Below are 16,345 nucleotides of genomic sequence, written 5' to 3'. Positions count from 1 at the left end.
CTGGCCGCCGCGCCCGGCCCGACGGATGCAGCCCCCGCACACACACGTAGGCGGGAAAGTGGGGCCCTCGGTCATGTACGCGGTGAAGGGGACGGCGGGACCGGCCCACCGAGCCGATCACGCTGTCGTCGTCACCAACGGCGCCTTCACCCGAGACGTCATGGCCTGGGGCCACCGGCACAGCGTCCACTGGGTCGACCGGGACAAGCTTCGGCGCTGGGCGGAGACCGGTACGGCGCTGCACGAGCTCATCGGGCTCCCGGCACACGCCCGTCGCGGCCGGTTCAAGCGTGCTGCCTGACAGGCACTTCCCCATCATCGACGTTCTGGAGGTGCGGTGTTCGACGAAGACGGGTCCCTCGACCCGCTGCTGAAGTTCCTGCTGTACGCCGTCCTCGCGCTGGCGATCGGCAAGATGCTGTGGGAGTGGCTCACGGAAGACGTCAGCCGGTGGATCACCGTGGATCTGTGGGGGCTGATCGCCGATCATCCCTGGTGGACCGGCTTCATCGTCGTCGGCGCACTAGCCTCGCTCATCCTCCTCGCGAAGCTGCTCTCGTTCCTGTTCAGCGCCGACACGTACGCCTACGTCGATCAGGACGAGGACTACGCCTCCAGCTCTCCGCCGAGGGAGGCGGTAGATCCGGATGTGCTGACCTTCAAGATGAAGCAGCTGGCCGCGATGAGCGCGGCGGGCTTCGAGCAGGCGTGCGCCGATCTTCTGGCCCGTGACGGGTTCCGCAGCACACGGCGGGTGGGAGGAGCCGGCGACCTTGGGGTGGACGTCAGCGCCCGGAACCACGACGACCGGCTCCTGATCTTGCAATGCAAGCAGTACGCGGCGCCGGTCGGCTCGGGGCACGTGCAGAAATTCAACGGAACGGCCCGCCTTCATCATGGAGCCGATGTGCCGATCATGATCGGACTCAACGGCTTCACCCAGCCTGCGATCGACTTCGCCGCGCACCACGACCTCATCCTCATGGGCCGTCCCGAACTGAAGAAGTGGGCTCACGGCCAGCACCTGTACGACGTCTTGGGCATCCCGAGCACGACCCAGTGACCCCAGACCCACCCCCTTAACAGGGCGGGCAAACGGGACGTTGACGTTCTCGGAGATCCGTCCGGACGACTCCGCGGGGTACCCCGTCAGGTCTGGTCAGATCGCCACGCTGGCTACCTCTTTGTCTCACTCAGGTCACTCGGGCGGGTCGACCCGTGATTGGAGCTGCTGCCAGCAGTGGCGGACGTGCTGTTCAGCCTCTCGTATGGCAGAGGAGGCGTCGTCGGAAAGCGCGCCTGGAGATGATGGGGCCTTGTCCTTGTCGGCGTGGGGTGTGCTGCGGCGACGCGGCGGGTGAGCAGCGCGAGCACCAACGACGACAGGTCGTCCGCTCGACATGTGCCGGGTCTGGCCGGCCCCGCGGAGCGCTCCCGGAGAATGGAGCCATGGAACGACTGATCGACTTCTCGCGCGACCGGCTGATGCTGTGCGGCGGCTGCGACCGTCGCCTCGTCGTCGATCTGGACTGGATCGACCGATGGGAGCAGGGCGGAGAGAAGTGCCCCGGCTGCGGCCTGACGTGCGAGCACGAGGACGCGCCCCGGGTGACGGTCGATCCCGACGACCCGGCGCTCGACGACGACCGGGTTGCGACCGTCTCCTGGTACCACACGAGCACGCAGCCGGACTGGCCGACGAGGGACTTCGATCCGGCCGCCGTCCTCGCGCCCGAGACCCGCAGGATGATGGGCGGCGACGAGCCTGTGGCCGCCTGGGCCGCACGCCAGCGGGCGAAGGCGCTCCACATCGGCACGTACGAGGCCGCGGTCCACAACATGCTCAGGCGGATCCGCGACCAGGCCGACCGCAACCAATTTTACCTGTACCGAGTCCATCTGAATCCGTCCGTCGTGGTTCGCGAGGGCTGGCTCATCGATCCCAGCGACTTCGTCGGCGACGTCGTCCTCGACCAGGTCTGCCCTCCAGGCGTCGACGGTGCCCGCTACCTCAACTACCACGAGGACCCCGGCGGGCTCTCCCTGGCGCTGGGGCGGGAAGCGATCGCCGGCGTTCAGCAGGTCACAGTTCCGCTCCCGGATGCCTGGGACGCCGACTGGGTGAGAGAGGCCGTCGCGGCCCTCGAGACCGCTTCCGACGCCCCCGTCTCGGCGACCGGCAAGCTGGCCCGCTTCATACGGCCGGCCTCGCCGCGAGCTGTCCTGGGCCGTGAGCTCGCGGCGGCGCTGGCTGGCCGCCTGCCGGTCAACCTCCCAGGGCTTGATCAAGTTCCGTAGGTGTCTGGTTCGGTTGTGATGCCCAGGATGTGGAGTGCTCGTTCGGGTTCGTTTCGAATCGCTCGGGTGGTTTTGGCGATGTTGTCGGATCCGAGGGTCTTCAGGACGCCGATGGCGAGGTTGCGGAGGGTTGCCATGGCGCGGGGTGCGGTGCCGGTGTGGACGGTGGAGGCGTCTTCGGCGAAGGTGACGTCCCTGATGTGGTGTGAGGAGTTCTCGATCCCCCAGTGCCCGCGGATCGCGGTGGCAAGGCCGGCGGGGCCGGTCTGGTGGGCGTCGAGGCTGGTGACGGCGTAGAGGCTCTCCCGGGTCTCGCGCTGGCCGGTTTGCTTGCGGCGGCGGTGGACACGGATGGCCAGGCGGCCGTGGGGGAAGGAGATCCCGCCGAGTTCGTCCGGGACGGCGCAGGTCTTGATCGAGCGGGACTCGCGCCTGCCGTGCCCGGTGGTGGAGGCGGTGTGCTGGACGGGAATATCGCGCCACGGCAGGTCCGCGAGCTGGCTGTGGGCGGTCGGCTGGTTGGTCTTGATCACGGCGATGTAGTGGGCCTTCTTCGTCTCGACCAGCCAGGAGACGTTCGCCTTGACCGAGTGCAGCGCGTCGAAGGTGACGACGGTGCCGGCCAGGTCCAGCGGTGCCAGGAGCGGTTGGAAATGTGTGGTTTCGTTCGTCTTCGCGCCCACTTCCACCTGCGCGAGGGTGACGACCGGGGCGTGGGTGACCGCGGAGAGCAGATGCCGGCGCTTCGCGGTCAGACGGGCTGATCCCTTGAGTGTCTTGCCGTCGACAGCGATCACACACGGCCGCCCGGACGCCGAGGGCGATGGCCTGTGGGCCGGCTCGGTGGCGACGCGGTGCCGGTCGGCGAGGTAGGCGCCCACCGCCCGGTCCAGGGCGTCACCGTCAACGGTCCCCAGCACCCGGCCGATCGTGGCCGGTGACGGAGTGCGTCGCCAGCCGAGCAGGTGACGCCGGATCCCGATCACTACCAGGAGTGCGTTCGAGGCGCGCTGGCCCCACTCGGCGAGTTCCTCGATGCTCCTCGCTCCCGACACGGCCGCACAGGCGCACACCAGCAAGATCGCGGTCAGTGAGTACCAACGGCCCCGCCGCGAGCGCGGATCGGGCACCGCATCGAGGTAGGAACGCAGATCGGCGACCTGACCGGCGTCCAGCGGACCCAGCCTCATCAGCACGGCAGGGACCGGAGAAGATATGGCAGCAGGCACGGGCCACCTCGTGATCATCGGGCGTAGGAACCACAATGATCACGAAACCCGTGCCTGCCCTGCTATCCACCCCAACCGACGACAGCCCGGCCAACCCTCACCACCCCGGAACTTGCAGCCGCCCTGTCAACCTCCGGGATCAATTCAAGTCGACCGCAGCGTTCGCCGAGGGCGACGATCCAGCTCGGTGGGCGCGTCGGACCAGCGCCCTGCTCGACCTGATCGGGAATCCAACGCGCGTGCTGTCGGCGCTCGGCAAGGCTGAGCACCGACAGGTCTGAGGACCCAGGGGATCACGGCTGACCTCCCGGGTGAAGGTGCGGCCGGATCGGCCGCGCGGCGGGGCGGAGGGTGGCAGGCTGGGCGGAGGGAGTCCCAGCGGGTGAGGAGGAGCAGGGGTGAAGGCGGCAGGCCGCCAGAGCGGGCCGGTGGTGTATCTGCTGGTCGGGCTGACCGGGTCGGGCAAGACCACGTACACCAGGCGGCGGCTGGAGCCGTCCGGGGCGGTGCGGCTGTCCGTGGACGAGCGGGTGCACGCCCGGCACGGCCGCTACGGCGTGGACTACCCGGAGCGGGACTACTTCGCCCTGGAGACCCCGGTGGTCGCCGAGGTCCGCGAGGAGCTGGTCGAGCGGGTCGCCGCCGGGCAGGACGTGGTGCTGGACCACGGACTGTGGACGCGTGCCGCCCGCGACGAGTGGAAGAAGCTCGTCGAGGAGGCCGGCGGAAGCCCGCGGCTGCTGTACTTCCTCGTCCCCCGCAATGAGTTGCTGCGGCGCCTTGCCGAGCGCAACGAGCGGAAGGACGCCAACGTGCTGACCGTCTCGGAATCGGCGCTGGAGGACTTCTACGCCCGCTTTGAGCCCCCTCACGACGAGGGCGAGGAGATCATCGAGCCCGGCTCCTTCTGACCCGCCGCGGGCACCGGGGGCCGCCACGTGGCGACCAGTCGTGTCGCCTCCGCCTACCACACCCGCCGCTTCACCCAGGTGCCCCGTCTGAAGAAGGTGCCGCGGGTGCCGACCCCTGCGGACCGCAATCCCGGCAAGCCCTGGCGGCCCGGCACCTCCACGGTGATCTCCCGGACGGCCTCCACCACCTCGATGCGATTCATCGCGGCCCGCTGCGCGGCCTTGACCTCCTCGGCCGAGACCTCCGCGGGCTGCATGACCCACTTCGCCTCGATACTCGCGGCCCGCGCCACCAGCCGCTCCTCCGGCGGAAGCGCCAGCCGGGCCCTTCCAGAAGAGGCACAGCGAAGTGCGAACGGCGCCCCTGTGGTGCCCCGGTCGTGTCTCCTGGGAGACGCCACCCGACATCCCTGCACAGGTGAGTCCTCCGAAGGCTCTGTGTGCGACGCCAGTGCGACACTGCCGGGGCGCGCACGAGACACCGTGAGGACGTGCGCGGGGCTCTGGGAGGTATACCGGCATCAGTCGGCGTCTTATCGGTGTCCCCGTCGAGTCTCGTTCGTGTACTGATGAGTCACCTCGGAGACGCTTCCTTGGCCAGCCGGTTCCGCTCGTTCTCCTCACGCCGCTGGGCCTTCAGCGCCTTCCTCGCCGCGGCCTACTCCATCTGCTTCGCCCGCACCCGCTGCATGTTCCCGGGAGTCGGCATCCCCGCCCACCAGCGCCTCCTGGTTCGCAGCCGCAGTGGGCCCAGCGCGGTGCCTGCTCGGCACCGGCTGCCGCCTTGCGAGCCAGTCCTGCGCGGTGTGCGGCGATCGAAGGGGCGACGGTGCCCCCGGCGTGGATGGCCAGTGCGGGGATCGGACGGAGGGCCACAGCGGCCGCAGCTGCAGTCTGTGAGCTGCTGGGGCGCTCGGCAGGTGTCGCATGGTCGGGACGGGAAACGGTCCTTGCTGAACGCGGTGTGTCGTCCCTGGGCGGAGGGCCGGAGCGTGGCTGCGGGGACATCCACACCTGCTCGCCCCGGCCCGGGTCGTGGCTGTCGGCGAAGACGGCGGCCTGCCACAAGGCGGCGGCCAGGATGCGGGCGATGGGCGCAACTAGCGGGTCGGCGCGCGCGATGGTCTTGCGTAGCGTGGTGGCGATCCGCTCCCGCAGCAGTGCCTGGCCGGCATCCGCGGCGGTGGGGGTGTAGGCGTCGATGCGGTAGCGGACACCAGTGCGCCAGCCGAACACACCCGGTTCTGGGACGAACTGCCAGTCCAGCACGGGTGGTTCACCCCCGCCCGGCCGACGGGGCCGCGCGGTAGGCGCCGTGGTCCACACGGACCAGACGGCCGCGCTTTTCCAGCCGGGACATGCCGAAGCACACGCTGGCCACCGGCGCTTCAAGGGCCTGGTGGACCTGCTCCGGGCTCCAGGCACGGGCCGGGTCCTGGGCCGGCAGCAGCGCGACTCGCTCGATCATCGGTGGCTGCGTCCCGTCGGCGTCCGCGACCGGGCCGTCAGCGACCGGTGCGGACACGACCGGTCCGGCGGACAGGGAGCGCCAGCGCTCGACCGGGGCCGGGACTGCCTGTCCGGCCGACAGCCGCTCGCGCACCGCGGCGAGGCGTTCTTCCAGGTCTTTTTCCTGGTGGCGCAGGTCGTCGAGGACCTGGCCTGCGCCGGTCAGCAGGTGGTGGACATCATCGGGTGCGGTCACGAGCGGGAGCCTGGCTCCACCGCGAGGCGGTCATGCCCGGCCGGCTGGCAAACCCCCGGATCGGGCGAAGTCCGCCCGCGGACCCGGAAGATGATCACTCATGGCGTGGAATCCGCCATCGAGCAGCCCCTCATCGTCCCTGGTCACCGCAATACATCGGAACCCCGAGGTGGCGTGTTCGGGGCGGGCTTTTCATGTGCTGTACGACAGTTCCGGGGCGGACTTGGAGCGGATCCGTGCCGGGAGTGTGGTGGACGGGGAGGCGCACGGCCGGGTACTGGAACTGCGGGACACCTACTGCCGTCCCACGGTGACCCCGTGGCCCGCCGTCACCCGCCAGAGCAGACCGAGACGTACGAAGAGGTCTGGCAGCACTGAGGAAGCTATAAGTGAGTCGGTGGTGGGCCTCGGGGAGCTTCTGGGGGCCAGCATGCGGCAGGTCTGGAACCAGGGAGGCCGGAGGGAATGCGGCTCCATGTGTCCCCTCTGAGAGTGAAGTTTCTATTTCCGGCGCGAGGTGGTGTGGATATGGTGGCGGCCTGAGCTTGGGGAATGAGTCGGTGGGGGCCGACGCGAGGGGGGATTGTGATTCCAGCGCTCACGGAAAGTGGCCTTTTGCCGCCTGGTCGTCACGCTGCGACGATGGCTGAGATCCAAGAGATCTTTGTGGTGCAGGCTCCGCATGCTGATCATCGAAGGCGCATCTTTCGCGCCTTCGAGCTGTATGCCGACATGGTCGGCGATGTCCTTGAGCGGGGAACGTTCTGGGTGGATGGTGGCTTCTGCTCCCATAAGGCGGCGCCGCCAGATGATCTGGATCTTGCGGTGCTCATCGACTCGACGCTGCCGCTGTCAGACAAGGATCATGAACGGCTCATCCCTCTGTTCACGCTTCAGGGTGTGCAGATCGGGCAACCACGGGGCTGGGCCAACCGTGTCCAGCCCATGGGAGGTCTGATCGACAGCTTCCCCGTGGTCGCCGGCATTCCCGAGCAGGAGGAGTATTGGGATGCGACCTGGTCCAAGGTGAAGGGGCCTGACGGGCAACCGATCCCCGGGGCGATCAAGGGATATCTGGAGGTGAGCTGGTGAGTAACGATCTTCGCGACACGTATGTTCGGGCCCTTCGGACGACCGAGGGCGGTGATCCGCTGTCCCGGCTCGCCCGGGCTGGTCTGCAGGCTTCGGCTGAGAAGTTCAGCGGCCTCGGCTTGCTGGAGAGCGCTGCCGGTCCTGGTCTCAACTTCCGGCTTGCCAATCCCGATAACGGCGGTCTCATCGCCGCCAGCGAGGTGGGCGACTTCCTTCAGCGGGTGCAGAAGGCTGTGGCGCGGCTCGCCAAAGCCCGGCGTGCCCGCGTTGCAGACGTCGTCAAGTTGCTGCCGCTGGACTTTGAAGTCGCCCGGCTCGATGTCGCGGCCTCCACCGCTGGCTCGATCATCGTCGACCTGCAGCCTCATGCTCCAGCGGCCGATGACGACCGAGACCGGCTGGCTCCGGCAGGCGTCTCCTGGGCTGAGATCGGTGCGGTGGAACTGGTCCGTGCCCTGCCTGAAGGTCCAGAGGACGAAGAGTCGCTGGACTCGTTGTTCAGCGCCTCGCCAGTGGTGCGTCGGGCAGTCTCCGACCTGATCTTCAAGCTGCCGAATCCGCACCTCGACATCAGCCTGGTGGTGCAGCGGGGAACAGGCGAACGCATCGTTTCGAGTCTGTCCGCAGTCCAGGCTGAGTCGCTTCGCGACCGCCTTCAGATCATCCGCGAAGAGCGGGAGATCATCCGGATGCAGGGCCGTCTCGACGGCCTGCGAACGCGACGGCAGATCTTCTATTTCGAGACTCCAGCGGGTGCCGAGATCCATGGCTTCGTCGACGAGTCCCTGGTCGGCGTGGTGAAAGAGCACCTGGACCAGGAGGTCGATGTCGCGCTGGAGAGCTTCGTCCTGCGCAATGTCGCGGGCAAACGAAGCCAACGGCGCTATCGGCTCATCGAGGTGGCCGGTCAGCTGTCCCAGCTTCCGCCCGGCAGCGAACTGGACGAAGACGTGTAGGCGGGGCGGGCCTTCCTGCTGAGGGCGGCCCGCCGGGGAGGCCGAGCGGAGTGCCAGCCAAATGGGTGGCCCGGCCTCCGGCACTGAAGTAAGGCCCGTGCCGTGACAGCCGATAGAGTGTCAGTGTGCAGCCATTCGGGGGGAGTCTCGCGACGAGAGGCGGCCTCGCGCTCTCCTTTTCGGTGGCCGAGGCTCAGAGGCTGATGGCCGCCGTGCCCCAGGACGTGGCCGACAATGTCTGGCGGGCGAGGTGCACTGTCATGCACCCCCACTTCGTCAGGTATGACAGCTTCGCCAAGCACCCGGTGGTCCATCGAGGTCCTCGGGAGCAGGCACGTCTGCTGCGGTCCATGGCGAGATGCGTGCAGGACTCCAGGTTCGCCGAAATGTGCCGCAGTAACGCTGACTTCCTGGTTGTGGCCGAAGACAAACTGGCTGAGGAGGACAGGGCTGACGAAGCCGTCACGGTTCGTGCTCTGGCCCTCGGTATGCCGATGGAGTGGATGGTCCACCTCTGGCGGCTCACGGATGTCATGAGTGAACTCAGTGCCAGGCAGAAGGCTTGGGGGAAGGGCCATCACCGCATCGCGCGGGTGCTCAGGTCAGCCCGCATTCCTCTGTGGGTTGTGGGCGCGCTGGACGAGATCTCCCTTGACGAACTGCGCGAGATGACTCCCAGCGACCTAGTCGGCCGAGCCGGCGGCAGTGAAAGCTCGCTGGCCGAGGCAGCGCGTGTGCTTGATCGCCTGCGTGTTCTCGCCTTGCTCGGTGTCGAGCCAATCGCGTGGAACATGCTCCTGGACACGCTTGCCGACTGTCTTGAGGCTGCAGCGGATGTCCGGACTTCGTATGCCGTGGAGCGGGATGTGCCGCTCCGGCCGTGCCGTTCACCGGGCGGGCTGTTGCGCTCGGAGCCTCGTGTCCCGCGAGCGCCAGGATGTGCGGTCCCTCGTGCAGTTACTGTGCAGGGCCGCCGCCGGCTGCATCAAGCCGGAGGGTGTGGAGGGCGCCTGACCGTGTAACGGCGGGATGGTCCTGCTCGACCCTGAGGACCGAGGTTGAATCTCGACGACATTTTGAACGCCATCTCTGCCCTCGCGGGCGCTGGGTCGCTCGCGCTCCAGATCATCGAGGGGCGGCAGCGGCAGAACGACGTTCGCGACGATGCCGGGGATGGCCAGTCGGCGTCTGAGACTGATCCTGGCGGCAGTGAGCCGGGCAGCATGCCGACTGAGTAGGTGAAGGACGGGTTGGGGGTGTCCGCCATTTGACGGACACCCCCAACCAGCACCCTCTTCCTGTCAGTCAGCTCGTCGGATCACTTGAGGGAGTAAGCTTCCCGCTTATCCTTTAACGCCTGGCTCGTCCCGTTTAAGGAAAAGTAGGCGGGGCTGGCGCTCGCGAGGAGTCCGCTCGTGTGGCCTGTGACTCAATGGCGTCGAGCGCGCGTCCGCGGATGTGGCGTTGCTCGAGTTTGAGGTGTGACAGGCGCAGTTCACCGATCGCGGTGGTCCTGGCGAGTTTGCGGGTCTGCCAGAACATCTTCATCCACTCGGGGTGTGTGATGCCTTCCCCAGATCCGGTCAGAAACGGCGAAACACTGCCGCCGCGCCAGGCCCGTCCCTCGGTGCCGTGGCGCCGCTTGCCGCCGCGCGAAGTGGAGCCCCGGGGCTGCCGCGTGCCGTCTTGAGGCTCCCTGGCTCCAGCCGGAAAGGTGACATCATGACCAAGTCTGCGGCGAAGAGCCGCGTGGCCGCTCGTCAGGACCGAGCCCCTCTCTGTCAAAGTAGATCGAGTCAGGCATACTGGATGATTCATTGAGTCGAGGGCGGAGAAGGAGTAGTGCCCGGGTGGCCAGCACGAATGACCACGGGACCCCTGATCCGCAGGTAGAAGCCCGTTCGACCGGTCCGCGCCGGTATACCGCGGAGTACAAGGCGAGAATCCTCGCGGAGTACGAGACGTTGGACAAGAAGGACAAGGGCGCTCTGCTGCGGCGGGAGGGTCTGTACTCGTCGTTGATCACGACGTGGCGGCAGCAACGGGACAAGGGCGCCCGGGACGCGCTCGCCGCGTCGGCCGGACGGCCGAAGGCGGACCCGAGGGACAAGGAGATCGCGAAGCTGAAGGCGGAGAAGGCCCGCCTGGAAGCCGACCTCGCGAAGGCCCGCACCGTCATCGAGGTCCAGGGAAAACTCTCCGCGCTGCTCGACCAGTTCGCCACGGACAGCGCCCCGAACAGGAACGGCGAGAAGAACCGGTGACCGGGGCCCAGTTCGCGGCCGTGGCGTTCAACACCGCCCGCAACCAGGCTCTTGAAGAGCTCACCGGGCTGGTCGGACGCGTCCAGGCATGCGCCGCGCTCGGCGTGAGCCGTGCCACCTACTACCGCCGACACCGCCGAAGCCCCGCCCCGGCCAAGCCGCGGCCAGAACGGCGCCGACACCCCCGCGCTCTCGCGCCCGAGGAGGAGATACGGGTCCTCGATGTGCTCCATTCCCCGGAGTTCGCCGACATGGCGCCCGCCGAGATCTACGCGGTGCTCCTGGACCGGGGTGTCTACCTGTGCTCGGAGTCGACGATGTACCGGCTCCTGCGACGGCACGGCGAGGTCCGTGAACGCCGCCGCCAGGCCGTCCACCCGCCCCGGACCGTTCCCGAGCTGGTCGCCGAGGGCCCGAACCGGGTGTGGAGTTGGGACATCACGAAGCTGAAGGGGCCGGTCAAGGGCGTCTACTACTGCCTCTACACGGTCATCGACATCTTCAGCCGCTACACGGTCGGCTGGATGATCGCCGCCCACGAGAACAAGGACCTCGCCGAGCGGTTCCTGTCCGAGTCGATCGCCAAGTACGGCATTGAAACGGGGCAGTTGACGATCCACTCGGACCGCGGGTCCCCGATGGTCGCGCAGAACGTTGCCCAGATGATGGCCGGTCTCGGCGTCACCAAGTCGCATTCGCGGCCGAAGACGTCGAACGACAACCCGTACAGCGAGAGCCAGTACAAGACCCTGAAATACCGGCACGACTTTCCCGAGCGTTTCGGATCCCTCGAGGACGCCCGGGCGTGGTGCACCCACTTCTTCACCTGGTACAACGAGGAGCATCGGCACTCCGGAATCGGCCTGCACACGCCCTACGACGTGCACTTCGGTCTCGCCGAGCAGCTCCGCGAGATGCGTGCCGACGTCCTCCAGGCGGTCTACGCGAAGCACCCCGAACGCTTCGTCCGCAAGCCACCGGAGCCCCCGAAGGTCCCCGCAGCGGCCTGGATCAACCAGCCGGCACCAGACGGCCCACTGATCCCAGCACAGCGTTAAAACGATCTACCTGCCTTGATCGCTTTGACAGGTTCCGAGCGGCGAGCGTCCAGGCGTCCATCGCGGCTGTGGTGGACTGCCCGCTCTGCCCGGAGATCACTGCCGATGTAGGGCTGGAGATCCTCGCGAAAGTTCTCGGGCCCGAGGCACACCCTTGGGTGTGGTGGAGGTCCAGCAAGATGGTGCAGGAGAGTGCCGCACGGTTGACCGGTGATCCTGTGTGGCGTGAGCGGGCCCTGGGGTGGCTCGATGCCTTCCGCGACGCGCACGGGCATGGTCCGAGCTGGCGGCAGTTCTGGGGCCAGCCCTCCTTGTGGCCATCCGATGTGACGCGGTCGGTGCTGTGCGCCGTGATGCGCCAGCTCAGCCAGGCCGGAGTCCTCGACGGTAAGAAGACGCCTTTCGGGCTGGGCCGGCGCGTGCCCCAGGTGGTGGCCTCGAGGTAGCTCCGTTGGTCGGCGCACGCTTTTGTGATCGCCCGTCACCGGTAGTTGTCCCGCCTATGTGCACGGGTGGGTCACTGAGCGGAGGCGGCGGTGTGCGTCTGTTCGGGGTGAGCGGTGTGCCAGGCATCCCAGATCTCCTGGCGGAGTTTGCCGGGTCTTCGAAGTTAGGCGGGGTGGGTGAGCCTTCGTCCTCCGGGGTTCTCACGGAGGGTGAGCGTGGGGGTGGTCGGCTCGTGGGTGCAGGGCGTCCGTGGTCATCGGCGATCATGACTGTTCTCCGGCAGTTTGATCACCAGAAACCACGGGCTTGGACAACGATACGGCGGTGCTGCTCGACTTGGACGGCCTTGCCGTCGAGAGCGTTGAGCGGCTGATGGACGGCACCCGGCGGGTGCATCTGACCACAGCGGACGAAGCCGCCCGGGCCTGTCCCTCCTGCGGCGTGTTCGCGTCACATGTGAAGGGCCTCGTGTACACCCGTCCACGTGATCTTCCTTACGGAGAACGGGGATTGGAGTTCGTGTGGTGCAAGCGGCGTTGGTATTGCCGGGAGTCCGGATGCGAGCGGAAGTCGTTCACCGAGCAGGTTCGGCAGATACCGGCCGGGGCCCGGATCACCGGCCGGCTGCGCCGGGCTGCCGCCCTGCGGGTGCGGGATGCTGCTTCCACCGTGGTCCAGGCCGCCCGTGACCTGCACGTGTCCTGGCCGACGGTGATGGACGCCTTCCGCGCGGCCGCCCGCGAGGTCACCGAGGCGCCGCTGCCGGAAGTGGAGGTGCTGGGCGTCGACGAGACCCGGCGCGGACGGCCGCGCTGGGAACAGGATGCGGACACCGGCAAGTGGCACCTGGTGCGCGAGAGGTGGCACACCGGGTTCGTCGACGCGCTCGGGGCCGGTGGCCTGCTCGGGCAGGTCGAGGGCCGTGCCGCCGCCGACGTCCTGGCCTGGCTGTCCACCACCCCTTTGGAGTGGAGAAAGAACATCCGCTACGTCGCCATCGACATGTCAGCCACCTACCGGGCCGCGATCCGCACCGGCCTGCCCGATGCCATCGTGGTCGTTGACCACTTCCACATCGTCCAGCTCGCGAACAAGATGCTCTCTGCTGTACGGCGTCGCACCACCGCCGAGATCCGGGGCCGGCGTGGACGCGCCACCGACCCGGAATGGAAGGCCCGTCGACGGCTGCTGCGCAACCGTGAGGACCTCACCGACCAGCAGTTCGCCACGATGTGGAACGCGCTGCTGGACGAGGGGCCGATCGGGCAGACGCTGCTGACCGCCTGGATCGCCAAGGAGAGCCTGCGCACCCTCCTCGCCCTGGCCCGAACCGGCGCCGACCGCGAAGAAGTAGGCCACGCCCGATGGAAGTTCCTCACCTGGTGCGCGGACTCAGACATCCCCGAAGCCTGCACCCTCGCCACCACCGTCGACCGCTGGTGGCCCGAGATCGCCGGGTTCATCGACACCGGCCACAGCAACGCCAAGAGCGAAGGCATCAACCGCGTCATCAAGCTCGTCGCCCGCAACGCATTCGGCTTCCGCAATGCCGACAGCCAGCGCCTACGCACACGCTGCGTCACCACCCGCCGAGCCCGCGGACACCTCAACCCCGCCTAACCTCGAAGACCCAGTTTGCCGCGTGACGGGACGTCGATGCCCTGGTCGCGGGCCCAGGCCCGGACGTCAGCGACGGCCGGTGTGGTACGGGCGGTTGCCGCGGTGGTCTGCGCGACCGGCCGCGGCGTTCTCGGCGGCTGCGGCAGCTTCGCCGGCGGCGTCGTGGTGAAGCCACGGCGCTCGAGGATGCGGCGGCGCCGGTGGTGCATGCGTTCCAGTTGCGGGACGTCGGCGTCGAGGTAGTCGTGGGCTTCGACGTGGGATTTGCTCGCCTCGGTGTTGCGCATGATGCGGCCGACCTGCTGGATGACGCGTCCTTTGAAGGAGATGGGGCTGGTGAGGAAAAGGGTGTCGAGGCGAGGCTGGTCGAAGCCCTCCCCGACGAGCTTGTCGATTGCCAGGAGGACCAGCGGTCTGGCGTCGTCCTGGGCCAGGGCGGCACGGACGCGTGCTCGTTCGGCTGCCGGCAGGCCGCCGTGGAGTAGCAGGGGCTCGACGCCGTGCGGCTTCAGGGCCTCGGCCAGCTGGTGGAGGTGTTCCACCCTGTTGGTCAGGGCCAGGCTGCACCGGCCGCGCCGGGCGGCGTCGGCGATGTCCGTGGCGATCTGGGCGTTGCGGTCGGCGTGGTGGGCGAGTTCGGTGTAGATGGCCTGGAAGGAGGCGCCGTCGTTGCCGGGCTCGTCGGTGGTGAACGTGGTGGGGTGCACGACGAGGTGCTTGGCGAAGGTGCTGGCGTCTTCGATCTCGTGGCGGATTGGGCCGCACTGCATCGTGATTACCGGGTCCATCTGGTCTGCACGGTAGGGGGTCGCGGACAGGCCGACCCAGCGTCCGGCTTTCGCCCTGCGGATCGCGGCTTCGGCGCCCGGCGCCCCCACGGCGTGGCACTCGTCCACGATGACCAGGCCATATCCGTCCAGCAGGTCGGTGGGGGCATCCCGGTGGGACAGGGTCTGGAGCATGATCAGGTCGACGACGTGCCCGCGCCGGTCCTTGCCTCCGCCGAGCGAGCCGACCTGGTGGCCGCCGAGGTCGAGGAAGGCGGTCAGGCGTTGCTTCCACTGGTCCAGCAGCTCGCTGCGGTTGACGATCACTGCTGTCGGCATGTGGTGGTGGGCGATCAAAGCGCAGGCCATGACCGTTTTTCCGGCGCCGGGAGGCGCCACGAGGACCCCGGTGGGATGCGCGGCCACCTCTTGAACGGCCTGTTGCTGGACTTCGGTCAGCTCGCCGGTGAACTGTGCGTCGATCGAGGGATGTTCGGGCAGTTCGCTGGTGATGGTGAGCGTGCCGCCAGCGGCGGCGACCAACTGTGCGGCCTCATCCGCCAGGCCGCGCGGCAACTTGAGCCAGTCCGGGTCGGTGCCGTCGAAGCCGCAGACGAGACGCGGTGTATTCCAGGTGGAGAAGCGCTGATTCTGTTTGCGGTAGAACTCCGGGTTGTGGAATGACGCCGTGTGCTTGAGTGCCGCGAGCAGCTGGGGAGGCAGCCCGGCCGTGGAGATCGCCAGCATCGCGGACAGCCGCGCGGGCACCACGGCCGGCGCCTTGCCCAGGGCCTTCCTGCGAGGCCTGGGCCCGAGCTCGGGCGCGGTCGCCGACGGTCCGGCCTTGACCGGGCCGAGCTTGTCGACGAGCGTCTCGACCTCGGCCGGCGTGAGACGTTCGGTGCGCGAGAGGTGGGCGAACTGGTCCGGGTAGGGCGCCCAGGTACTGGGGTCCACGAAGACAGTGGTTCCCTGGGCACGGGAGGCGCCGTGCAGCGGGAGCGCGATCAGGCTGCCGAACTGGAAGCTGCCCTTGGCCTTGGTCGGCAGGAAGTCCTGGGCGGGAAAGAGACGGTCGTAGCTGGACAGAGCCATCTGGCCGCGGGCGTCGATCGCCCGGCGCACCAGCGCCATGCCCAGCGCGCGGGCGGTGGTGGCGGCGACGGGAGCGGTGAAGAACGTCCACACGTGCGCGCCCTTACCCGAACGGGAGATCTCCAGCAGGGCGGGAACGCCCGCCTGCTCGCAGGCCGTGGCGTATTCGGCGGCATCCGCGCGCCAGTCGCTGCCGTCCTTGCCGTCGAAGTCGCACGCGACCAGGCTGCAGGTGTCGTCGGCCAGCAGCGGGTACAGGCCGATGTGCAGCTCGCTGCGGCCCTGCCGGGACGGATCGAGGTGGCGGTAGACCGTTTCCTCGGTCAGCGGCCAGAACACCCGGTCCGCATCGTCCTTGTTCCTGTCGAACGGGTCGTCCTCGGCCGGGCTCCAACCGGTCCGACCGGACTTCGCGCTCACCCACCTGCGCGCGTACACGTCCTCCCGGCCGGCGAACAAGGCCCGGAACAAGGCGATCTTCGCCTCGGCGCTCGACGAGGCATCCGCATACGGCAGCCCGCCGACCCCGCTGACGGGCACCGGCGCCACAGGCTCGGCAACGGGCGGCATCGACGAGGCACCGCTTCGGACACCGAGGCCCAGAAGGCTGCGCAGGCGCGCGTTGTCCGCGCTCAGCCGACCGACCTCCTCGCGCAGCTCTGCGTTCTCCTCCAGAGCCACATCGAGACGGATGCGCAACTCGTCAGGGTCGAAGCAGTCGGACCAGTCCTCCACACCCTCATGATCCAGACTCGGCGCGCGCCACGCAGCGAAATCGGCCAGGATCACCGCCGGGAACGTACGGGACTGTCCCACGAGGCATATCCGGCTCGCCCGCGGGCTAGGAGCGTGTCTCGGTAACGAGCAAGGGGCTCGCTGGCCGTGATCGATGGGATCGGTCGC

Annotated in this window: 12 protein-coding genes and 2 pseudogenes; 10 read left to right on the top strand and 4 right to left on the bottom strand. The window is 68.2% G+C overall.

Annotation, left to right across the window (positions count from 1 at the left end):
• Window positions 1-25 precede the first annotated feature (25 nt).
• From OHB41_RS09720 to OHB41_RS09710, 3 genes and pseudogenes are all read left to right on the top strand, one after another.
• Window positions 26-301 (top strand): annotated as a pseudogene (locus OHB41_RS09720) (restriction endonuclease); the annotation flags it as partial.
• Between the two features lie 36 nt (window positions 302-337).
• On the top strand, window positions 338-1,063 hold the full coding sequence (locus OHB41_RS09715) for a restriction endonuclease (protein WP_266697464.1): 726 nt from the start codon (window positions 338-340) through the stop codon (window positions 1,061-1,063).
• A gap of 386 nt (window positions 1,064-1,449) precedes the next feature.
• Window positions 1,450-2,298, top strand: a complete 849-nt coding sequence (locus OHB41_RS09710) for a hypothetical protein (RefSeq protein ID WP_266697463.1) — start codon at window positions 1,450-1,452, stop codon at window positions 2,296-2,298.
• Here OHB41_RS09710 and OHB41_RS09705 read toward each other — a convergent pair.
• A complete protein-coding gene (locus tag OHB41_RS09705; protein ID WP_266705556.1) occupies window positions 2,286-3,488 on the bottom strand; it encodes an ISAs1 family transposase in 1,203 nt (400 codons plus the stop codon). The genes OHB41_RS09710 and OHB41_RS09705 overlap by 13 nt on opposite strands.
• 74 nt (window positions 3,489-3,562) lie before the next feature.
• Between OHB41_RS09705 and OHB41_RS09700 the strand changes: the two genes are divergently transcribed.
• Window positions 3,563-3,808: a hypothetical protein gene (locus OHB41_RS09700; RefSeq protein WP_266697462.1), complete on the top strand. Its 246-nt coding sequence runs from the start codon at window positions 3,563-3,565 to the stop codon at window positions 3,806-3,808.
• Between the two features lie 117 nt (window positions 3,809-3,925).
• A complete protein-coding gene (locus OHB41_RS09695) occupies window positions 3,926-4,438 on the top strand; it encodes an ATP-binding protein (protein WP_266697461.1) in 513 nt (170 codons plus the stop codon).
• Between the two features lie 53 nt (window positions 4,439-4,491).
• Here the strand turns inward: OHB41_RS09695 and OHB41_RS09690 are convergent, their stop codons facing one another.
• The gene (locus OHB41_RS09690) at window positions 4,492-4,731 is read right to left on the bottom strand and encodes a hypothetical protein (RefSeq protein WP_266697460.1); all 240 of its coding nucleotides are present in this window, start codon (window positions 4,729-4,731) and stop codon (window positions 4,492-4,494) included.
• 983 nt (window positions 4,732-5,714) lie between these two features.
• Entirely contained in the window at window positions 5,715-6,143 is a 429-nt protein-coding gene (locus tag OHB41_RS09685; RefSeq protein WP_266697459.1) for a hypothetical protein, read from the bottom strand.
• A 552-nt stretch (window positions 6,144-6,695) separates the two neighbouring features.
• Between OHB41_RS09685 and OHB41_RS09680 the strand changes: the two genes are divergently transcribed.
• The 5 genes and pseudogenes from OHB41_RS09680 to OHB41_RS09655 all read left to right on the top strand — a co-directional run bounded on the left by OHB41_RS09680 (window position 6,696) and on the right by OHB41_RS09655 (window position 13,580).
• Window positions 6,696-7,235: a DUF6932 family protein gene (locus tag OHB41_RS09680; protein WP_526024905.1), complete on the top strand. Its 540-nt coding sequence runs from the start codon at window positions 6,696-6,698 to the stop codon at window positions 7,233-7,235.
• Window positions 7,232-8,191 carry a hypothetical protein gene (locus OHB41_RS09675; protein WP_266697457.1) on the top strand — a complete coding sequence of 320 codons (960 nt, stop codon included), beginning with the start codon at window positions 7,232-7,234 and terminating at the stop codon, window positions 8,189-8,191. The genes OHB41_RS09680 and OHB41_RS09675 overlap by 4 nt, the downstream gene beginning before the upstream one ends.
• Window positions 8,192-9,249: 1,058 nt before the next feature.
• Window positions 9,250-9,429, top strand: a complete 180-nt coding sequence (locus OHB41_RS09670; protein ID WP_266697456.1) for a hypothetical protein — start codon at window positions 9,250-9,252, stop codon at window positions 9,427-9,429.
• Window positions 9,430-10,041: 612 nt separating this feature from the next.
• Window positions 10,042-11,513: pseudogene (locus OHB41_RS09660) on the top strand (IS3 family transposase).
• A 753-nt stretch (window positions 11,514-12,266) separates the two neighbouring features.
• Entirely contained in the window at window positions 12,267-13,580 is a 1,314-nt protein-coding gene (locus OHB41_RS09655; RefSeq protein ID WP_266696430.1) for an ISL3 family transposase, read from the top strand.
• On the opposite strand, the gene OHB41_RS09650 is transcribed toward OHB41_RS09655, so the two are convergent.
• Window positions 13,577-16,177 carry a DEAD/DEAH box helicase gene (locus tag OHB41_RS09650; protein ID WP_266697453.1) on the bottom strand — a complete coding sequence of 867 codons (2,601 nt, stop codon included), beginning with the start codon at window positions 16,175-16,177 and terminating at the stop codon, window positions 13,577-13,579. The genes OHB41_RS09655 and OHB41_RS09650 overlap by 4 nt on opposite strands.
• Window positions 16,178-16,345: the final 168 nt, after the last annotated feature.

This window comes from Streptomyces sp. NBC_01571, from assembly GCF_026339875.1.
GTDB lineage: Bacteria > Actinomycetota > Actinomycetes > Streptomycetales > Streptomycetaceae > Streptomyces.
This window is presented reverse-complemented; position numbering and strand designations above follow the sequence as displayed.